Genomic DNA, 7,668 nt, shown 5'->3' on the forward strand with positions numbered 1-7,668 from the left:
TAAATAGGGGGCGTTTGTGTTTCTCAGCGCTTCACCAATTCATCTTCTTTTTCTTCTTTCGCTTCATGTTTTTTCCGGAAAGCCTTAAGGAAATTCGCGTTTACTACTCCCTTATTTGAATAGAGTTTTTCGCAAAATTCTAACATGGCTTTGGACGCTTTAGGTTCCGTTAATATCATGAAGTGGTTGCTTGAATCGATATCTATCAGGTTGAAATGGGGAATTTGCCGCTCCCATTCCTCCCAGTAGGCAGCTTGATCGAACGATGTTTTTTCATTTGAGAAAGTGAAATAAATGTCTAAATCACCAAAGAAAGACCTGCTTTTGTTGCGGAAGTAATAACATTTTACCGCCTCAGGGTTAGGCAGAGGCTGTACAGTATACGATTCAACATCATAGGCACACTGTGTTTTCATCATTTGCTTCGTCTGCGCACGTATTTGCTTCTCCGGTTTATTTAATCCCCGTTTTTTTGCCAAATCAATCAGCTCAGACAGGAATTCTTCTTCCTCTGTGCTGGTGTCTACCTCTTCACGGCTGATGAGAACGTCAGTAAGCTTATCCGGATTTGCAATCGATGCCAGCATCGTATTGATTGTTTGCAGCATTGACGCTTTCATAGAAGCCTCATACTCTTTCGTCTCAGAACTGTATGGAGAGTCAATCATCACCATGCTTTTGACAGAAAGACCTTTATTTTGGAGCTGGCGTGTGACTTCATATGCAATCATTCCGCCTAAGGAATATCCGCCTACATCATAAGGGCCTTCCGGCTGTATAGCTCGAATGATCTCTATATAATAGGAAGCCATTTGTTCAATTCCATGTAAAGGATCATGATCAGTCATAAATCCCCTGGCTTGAATACCATAAAAAGGGCGCTGGCTTTTTTGTGCAAATTGCTGATAGATTTCAACGCCTCCTACCCCGCCATGAAACCAAAATACAGGGCGCCCCCGCTTACCGTCATTTAACGGTATCAATTCCGCAAACGTGCGAGCATGATCATTTTGTAAAGATGCATCCTCCTGTTTCTTTGCGATCAAGTCCGTCATGTCCTGTACAGTTTGGCATGCTTGCAGCTCCGCCAAGGTGATGAGAGGGTCAACCTTTGATTGCAATTGCTGTAATAACTGTATGCAAGAAATCGAATCAAATCCGTAATGTTGCAATTGCTTATGAGGATGCAATTCTTCTGGAGCCATCCCTAATACATCAGCTAACATGTGATGATCGCGGATGTTGATATGCTCATCATGTGAAACAGAAGGCGTATTCTCTATTGCTTGAAAGCCATTCCAGCAACTTCTCTTTTCAAATGGATAGGTTGGCAACGGTATTCTGCAAGCATCTTTTCCTTGATAAAGCTGCTCCCACGGGATTTGCACCCCTTTTGTCCAGCAAAATGCAATCTTTTCAAGGTTGTTTTCAGACAACAAAGTCTCTATCACCATTTCTCTTAATGGACCATCCAGCAAGGCTTCGATATCTGACGAGCCCTCTTCCGCATTTCCGCTAAAGACAGGTACAGAACTTTTCGGCTTTTCGCCTTTTTCCGCGGCTGTTAAGCAGTCTTGCAAGCCGGTTACCAGCTCTTCTTTATTGCGGACGACCAGCGCCAGCCGGTCTCCCATCTCCTCTCGTCCGGTTTGAAGTGTAAAAGCATAATGTTGTAATGACAGTTCTTGTTGTTTGTTCACATAATCAAGCTGCTGTTGAATAACTGCTTTTAGCCTGTCTTGATTCCTTGCAGAAAGAACCGCAATGTGAGCTTCATTCTCATTCATATGAATCGGTGCTTTTGGTGAAGGAATGTATTCTTCTAAAATGACGTGCGCATTTACGCCTCCAAAGCTATAGCTGTTGATACTCGCTCTGCGCGGGATTTTTCTGCCTGAGCCGTCCTTTACATCCTCCCACTGCTGGTTCTCCGCAGTCATTTGGAAACGGGTGCCCTTTATTGACACCTGATCATTCAATGAATCAAATCCGGATATGCCTGGTATTGTTTGATGCTTCATTGCCATGCTGACCTTCATGAGAGCAGCCATGCCGGAGACCAGTTCACCGTGTCCGATGCTTGGCTTTAAGCTGCTGATATAACATGGCGCTTCCTCCTGTACTTCCTGTGAAAGTTCCAATTCAAGCTGGCTTAAGCCTGCAGTTAATGCCCCCATTTCTATCGCGTCTGCTAATGGAGAGGCAATCCCATGCGCTTCTATATAGGTCACCGTTTTTGGATCGATTTGCGCTCCTTGATAAGCCTTCAGCAGTGCATCCTTCATACCAACCGGATTTGGCGCGTGAAGTGACATTCCCCTGCCGCCATGTGATACACCTGTCCCTTTAATGACCGAATATATATGATCTGAATCCTCAATGGCTTTTTGCAAAGGTTTAATGATAAGAACCCCTGCTCCTTCACTTCTGACAAAGCCATTCGCATCTGCTTGAAAGGATTTGGCCTGTCCTTCTGCACTCAAATATCCCATTGAGTCGAAGCCAATGAAGCCTTTTGGTGAAAGCAGCAAATTCACAGCCCCGACAATGGCTTGCTCACATTCGCCGTATCGAATTGATTGTATGGCTCTGTGCAAAGCCACAAGAGCTGAGGAGCAGGCAGCTTCGTAATATTCGCTTGGCCCTTTTACATCCAGTGCATAGGAGATACGGTTAGGAATTAAGGAAGGAATCACAGCTGTATCTGTATTGCCGGCCGCGACAAACACTCCTGTCGGACGGCTAGATAAGGCCTGTCCTGTTAAGCCTGCGTCTTCCATCGCCTTCCATGCATGTATCAAGAGCAGAAACTCCTGCGGATCCATATGTGCCGCTTCTTTAGGTGATATGCCAAAAAACAGCGGATCAAACTCACCTATTCCCTCTATAAATCCGCCCCATTGAAGGCTAGATTGTTCCTCTTTATCAGCTGAAGCAAATTTACGCCAGTCCCAGCGTTCTTTCGGCACTTCAGAGATACAGTTCTTTCCGTGAATGATGTTGTCCCAAAATTCCGTGACGCTGTTTGCTTTCGGAAACTGCCCCGACATGCCGATAATGGCTATTCCGTCTGTCGCATGTTCAATTGTTTTATCCGTCTTCACCTCATGTGCCGGGATCTGTTTCATTTTGTTATCAATTTTAGCCGGGCGTTCCTGCAGCTGATCAGCTTCACCAAACAGCCGGACAAATGATTCTTCATGTTTGTCCGCAAAAAAGTCGATAAGCTCTTGAACAGTTGGATATTCAAAAAACAACGTCGGATTTAATTCGATTTTTGTTTCTGATTCCATCTCCCTTGTCAGCGCAACCAACTGAGAGGAATCAACCCCCAAATCCATAATATGCGCTTTTGAAAGAGACAGTTTTGACGGGTCGGCCATGTTTACTGCCAGTTTATCTGTTACATAGCTTCTGATACGGTCTTTTAGATTGCTGACTTTGATGGGCTGATTTTCATTTTCTCTGTGATTTGAAATACGTAGTTGCTTTAACGAGTAGCCCGAATAGCGCAGCACTGTTTCTGACGATTCATTGATTACATCTACATCGAACAGCAGCATGTCACCTGTATTTTTAACCAATGTAATCAGAAGCCAACAATCCTCTTGTATCGTATGTTTTGTAAATTGGATATCATTGATTCCAAATGGCAGGAAGCTGCCCTCAATGTCAAATTGCTCTAAGAAACTGAGGATAGCCAAGTAGGCGCTGTTTGTTACCAATGGGCTTACAGTGTACAGATGCCTGTTTGCCAGACCGCTTTGAGGAAGGCGAATTTTTGCCAGTATCGACCTATTGTCTCTGTAAAGATGAGTAATCGTCTTAAATAGCTCTCCCCACTCAGGCCCGTTTCCGGCTTTATACATCTGTTCGATGTGATGAAGCTCGGTTAATGACTGCTTTAAGCTCTCGATATTGACTTTTTTTGTTCCAAATAAACTTTTTTGGCATTGCCCGATGGCGGCAGGCTTCCATGTATCAGAGGCCAGCTCACGGTACATGATTTGTAATTCTATGACTTGATCTTTTTGAAGCGGGTTTGCCTGTAGTTCAATGGTCTCGCCTTGTTTGATGACAACTGGGTTGATATAACTTAATTTGCTGATACGGCCGCTGGTTTCCTCAGGAAACAAGTTAAAAAATGCATCAATGGCCAGACTGCTGTATGTTGCACCGACAAGCACCCGTTCATTGTTAAAGACGTGGCCTCGCACGTAAGGCTCATCATATGTGAATTGATCTTGTATGACCGGATGATTGATATTGCTTTCGACAGCCGGTGGTTTCCCCTGACCCGACGGAACATCGAAATGAAATGCTGTATGATGATCAAATGCATAGTGTGGCAGGTGAACCCAGCCGGATCGGTTCCCTTGAGTTGCTTCTTTAAAAGCAATGGATGCCCCTTGTGCCCATTGCTTTGCTGGGTTTGTTTCTTTATCCTTATGGGCTGATCCCGCACATGGCTGTAAATCGAATGATGTATAAATACCTTGCTGGAGTGAGCTTTCTTTTGATGTTCGGAACATCTTTAGTTTTTCGATCAGTTCCTGAGTCGATGTTACTGTAAATGCAGCCCTATGCTCTAAATTGTGATTTCTCCTGTGTAAAGCCTGTACAATTGGTTCAATACCCAGAGCAGCTTCCTTCTCTAAAAACAATTGCATGTTTTCAAGATAGCTGAGCAGGCTCCATTTTGTTTTTGCTGAAAAAACGGCTGTAAATTCCTGTTGGCGGAAAGCAATCTGTCTCTCAGGAGCCGTCTCTATATATTCTTCTATAATGAGATTGGCATAGGCTCCCCCCGCTCCGAAGGAATTGATCATGCTTCTGCGAGGCAATTGTTTTCCGGTTTCAGGATCATTCAAGCGATGCCATGGCTCCGTTTGTTCCTGAAGATAAAAAGCCGTATTTTCCAGTTTAATATTTGGATTGACAGGTGTTGCGTTGATTGTCGGCACCAGCGTGCCCTTCTTCATCTGTAGCAGCACTTTTGTCAGCTGAGAAATGCCGGAGGCCGCCTCCAAATGCCCCAAGTTGGATTTGACAGAGCCTATCGCACAAAACTGTTTCTTATTTGTGTATTGTTGAAACGCGTTTGTCAATGCAATTACTTCAATGGGATCGCCGAGTGCTGAACCGTTTGCCGCTGATTCAATATAACCGATAGTTTCCGGATCAATGCCCGACTGCTCAATCGACTTGGCAATTAATTTTGCTTGTTGCTTCGGATCTGGAGCTGTATACATCTGTCTTCCTCCACTATGATTGGCAAAACTGCTTTTGATCACAGCATAAATATGATCCTGATCCTCAATTGCCTTCGATAGTGGTTTTAACAGAACAGCTCCGACGCCTTCCCCGGGAACAAGCCCGGTTCCTGTGCCAAAACTTTTGCTTTGATTTCCGCTTTCCAGCAGATTGGCTCGGTCCAAAGAATCATACTTTGAGAGATCAAGTGTTAAATTGACCCCTCCAGCAATTGCAATAGAGCAGCTATTCAATTTCAAGCTTTCACAGGCAAGATGAATGGCGTTTAATGAACTGGAGCATGCAGAGCTGACAGCGATACTCGGTCCGGTCAGATTGAAAAAATGGGAAACGCGGTTCGCGATATGCCAGTCTCCTCCATTTGAACTGAGGACTGCCTGCTCTATTGATGGGATATTCCAAAAATACTGGTTATACATATTCCCGATAAAGACACCCACTCCGGTGTCGCCATCCCGCAGTTCATCCAGCCGGGTGCGGGTATAGCCGCCGTCCTCAAATGTTTCCCAGACGGTTTCTAAACATAAGCGGAGTTCCGGTGTCATTTCCATCACTCGGCTTTTCTCCACTTCAAAAAGCTGATGGTCAAATGCTTCAATATCTTGTAAAAATCCGCCATAACGCTTCTTATCTGCAGGCTTTATTGAATCTTTTGATAATGTTTTCAATAACGATGTGCGCCATCTGGATTCCGGAGCCTCTGTAATACAATTGTCTCCAGCGATTAAATGCGCCCATAGCTCTTCTAAACTATCAGACATCGGATAGCGTCCGCTGATCCCGATAATTGCGATATCTTCTGTACCAGAATCTTTCGTCTGGGCCTCTTGGACATTGCTTGGCGTTTCCTTTTTTATCTCGCTATTTGATGCTTGCTGCGTTTCTTTAACCTGCTGATCTCCAGCAAAACGGCGTGTAGTAAAAGAAAACGGCTTACTAGCAGTTGCACGCTCCGTTTGAACAAGAGCTTCGTTTTTGGCAGGCTGTGGTGTTTCTTTTAACAGTACTGTCCGGAGCTTGCTTTCGTGCTCCTTTACTAAATAATCAACGAGTTCTTTTGTGTTGTTATGTTCAAATAAAATGGTTTTTGGAAGATCCCCCGTCACTTTTTCTAATTCACGAATGAAATTCACCTGCAAAATCGAATCAATTCCATACTTCTCGAATGTTGTATCTTCATGAATACGCTCTGGTGATAGTTTGATTGATTTTGCCAGCGTCTGCATGACAAATTGTGCAGTTTGTTCAATGAGAGAATCGCTTTCCTGTGAATGAGCTTTTACAGCATTCATTTGTGTAGGTCCTGTATCTTCTGCCGACTCAGTTCTCTTCTTTTGACGGACGACTCCGTCACTTTCAGCAGCAATGATCTGCTGGCCAAGCTGATGTGATTGTTCAGCCATAAAGGAAACATAGCGATATCCCTCACTTTCAAGCGCCATTTTCCAAGTGTCCGGATACAGGCCCGGGCAGCCCGGTATACGGAGATCAGGGTCCTCATACAGCCACCAGCCCTCCAAAAGGCCGAACGTCAAATGCGAGTATATATTATGATCACTTATTTCATTTAAGAGAAGCAGCCCATTCTTTTTCAGAACTGCTTTTGCATTTCGCAATGTCTGCCGGATATTTTTCGTGGCATGCAGCACATTCGCTGCAATGACCACGTCATAGCTCCCCACATCAATATGCTGTTCAGATGCCGGCTCCTCCACATTAAATCGTTTATATGTCAAATATGGATTGTCCGGACCGTACTTATTTTCTGCATGCATCAAAAATGCTTTCGACAGATCTGTATAGCAATATTCTTTTATATGTGTCTGCCAGGCTTTCAATTTTTGAAAAACAGCCGCGCTTGTACCGCCGGTTCCGGCCCCGATTTCTAATATTCGAATCTTCGCCTCAGGCTCTTGCTTCAGGCGTTCTTGCAGATAGGCTGTTAACGTGTCCGCTAACACATCATTAAAATAGTCTGCGACTTGGTTGTTTTTATAGACCCCTTCTACTAAATCCATAGATGAATCCGGAAACAGGATATCGGTGGCAGACGCCTTGCCGGTCAGGATATCCGGCAAGGCTTTAAGTGCTGTTTCCACCAATGTCACCATGGCTTTCATATTATTGTCTTGAAGCAGGTCCGACTTTTGTTCATTCCATTCCTTCCACAGCTCACCTACGGTCCCTATTGAGCGCGTTGGAATATGTCCATTCTCCGTTCGCTTGAGAAATTGATGCCGTTCTAAAATCGATTGGCTTTCTTCAAACCATCTGCCATAGAAATTCTCCAATACCGGCTGGGATTTACGTTCTGTGAAAAACCCTATGGACTGCAATTGTGCGAAAAGCATTTTACAGAGAATGTCTTCTGTGTTCAGCATTGGCGTTTCCCCT

1 protein-coding gene is annotated in these 7,668 nt (G+C 44.4%); it reads right to left on the reverse strand.

Annotation, left to right across the window (positions count from 1 at the left end; genetic code table 11):
* Nucleotides 1–23: 23 nt before the first annotated feature.
* Nucleotides 24–7,655, reverse strand: a complete 7,632-nt coding sequence (locus tag AC0DBE_RS06020) for a beta-ketoacyl synthase N-terminal-like domain-containing protein (protein ID WP_472961453.1) — start codon at nucleotides 7,653–7,655, stop codon at nucleotides 24–26.
* Between the last annotated feature and the right edge of the window lie 13 nt (nucleotides 7,656–7,668).

It is taken from the genome of Bacillus sp. VA15 (assembly GCF_055721145.1).